Source organism: Streptomyces sp. TRM70350, assembly GCF_019219825.1.
In the GTDB taxonomy this organism is placed as follows: Bacteria; Actinomycetota; Actinomycetes; order Streptomycetales; family Streptomycetaceae; genus Streptomyces.
The window spans coordinates 1-1,337 of record NZ_JAHUXH010000093.1 but is presented as its reverse complement, the minus strand read 5'-3'; the positions used below and the strand labels follow the sequence as shown (position 1 = coordinate 1,337).

Below are 1,337 nucleotides of genomic sequence, written 5' to 3'. Positions count from 1 at the left end.
CGGCCATGGGGCGGCCCAGCGGGACGGTGTGCTCGACGCGATGGGGGTGGCGCATGGGGTACTGGGTGGCGCACAGGGTGATCTCGGTGGGTCCGTAGATGGCGGTGACCGTGGTGTCGGGGCAGGTGTCGAGGAGGCGCTGCGCGGCGGCCGGGGAGACCACGTCGCCGCCGGTCCACACCTCGCGCACCCCGGCGAAACTCTCCGGGCGTTCCTCGGCGATCAGGCGGAACAGTCCGGCGGTGTACAGCACGCCGGTGACCTGTTCGTCGACCATGACGCGTTCCAGCGCGCCCAGGTCGAGTTCGCCGGCCGGGGCGACGACCACGCGGTGGCCGTTGAGCAGGGGTGCCCACAGCTCGAAGGTGGACGGGTCGAAGGCGTGCGGGGAGTGCATCAGTACGCGTTCGGCGGAGCAGCGCGGGTTGCGGCAGGATCCGGCGCCCTCCTCGTACGGGCCGTGCCACACGGGGTCGTGGGCGAGGTCGAGGACGTTCCGGTGGGTGATCTCGACGCCCTTGGGTTCACCGGTGGAGCCGGAGGTGAACATGACGTGGGCGAGGTGGTCGGGGTCGCCCGGCACCCGCGGGTCGGCCACGCTGCGGGTGGCGAGGGCCGGTTCGTCGTCGACGACCACGACGGGGCCGTCGTGGCGTACGTCGCGGGCGCGCAGGGCGCGGTCGGTGAGCAGGATCCGCGCGCCGGTGCGGGTGAGCGCCATCCGGGTCCAGGCCGCCGGGTAGCCGGTGTGCAGGGGCACGTAGACGCAGCCGGCCTTGACGATGGCGAGGATCGACACGACCAGGTCCGCGGAGCGCTCCTGCAGGACGCCGACCGCGGTCTGCGGGCGGGCGCCCAGCGCGATGAGGTGGTGTGCCAGGCGGTTGGCCCGTTCGTCGAGTTCCCGGTAGGTGAGGCCGTGTCCGTCGGCGCGGACCGCGACGGCGTCGGGGACGGCCTCGACCCGGGCGCGGAAGGCCTCCTGGAGTCCGCCGCGCGGCTGGGGTGCCGTGGGCCGGGTGGTGTCGTTCCACTCGGTCAGCATCAGCTGGCGCTCCTCGTCGGTGAGGAGGGCCAGGGAGCCGACCGTACGGCCGGGGTCCTCCACGGCGGCGCCCAGCAGCCGGGCGAGGCGGCCCAGCAGGGTGAGGACGGTGTCCCGCTCGAAGAGGTCGGTGCTGTACTCGGCCATGACGTCGAGCCCGGCCGGGCGGCCGTCGTCATCGTGGCGTTCGTGGCAGAACAGCGACAGGTCGAACCGGGCTGCCCCGGCGGTCAGCGCAACGTACTCGGCCTTCGCGCCGCCGAGCCGGAAGTCGGCGCGGGGGGTGTTCTGC

Annotated in this window: 1 protein-coding gene; it reads right to left on the bottom strand. The window is 73.7% G+C overall.

Annotation, left to right across the window (positions count from 1 at the left end; translation table 11 throughout):
• On the bottom strand, window positions 1–1,337 hold a 1,337-nt coding region (locus tag KWI83_RS37685; RefSeq protein ID WP_218518872.1), incomplete at both ends, for an AMP-binding protein.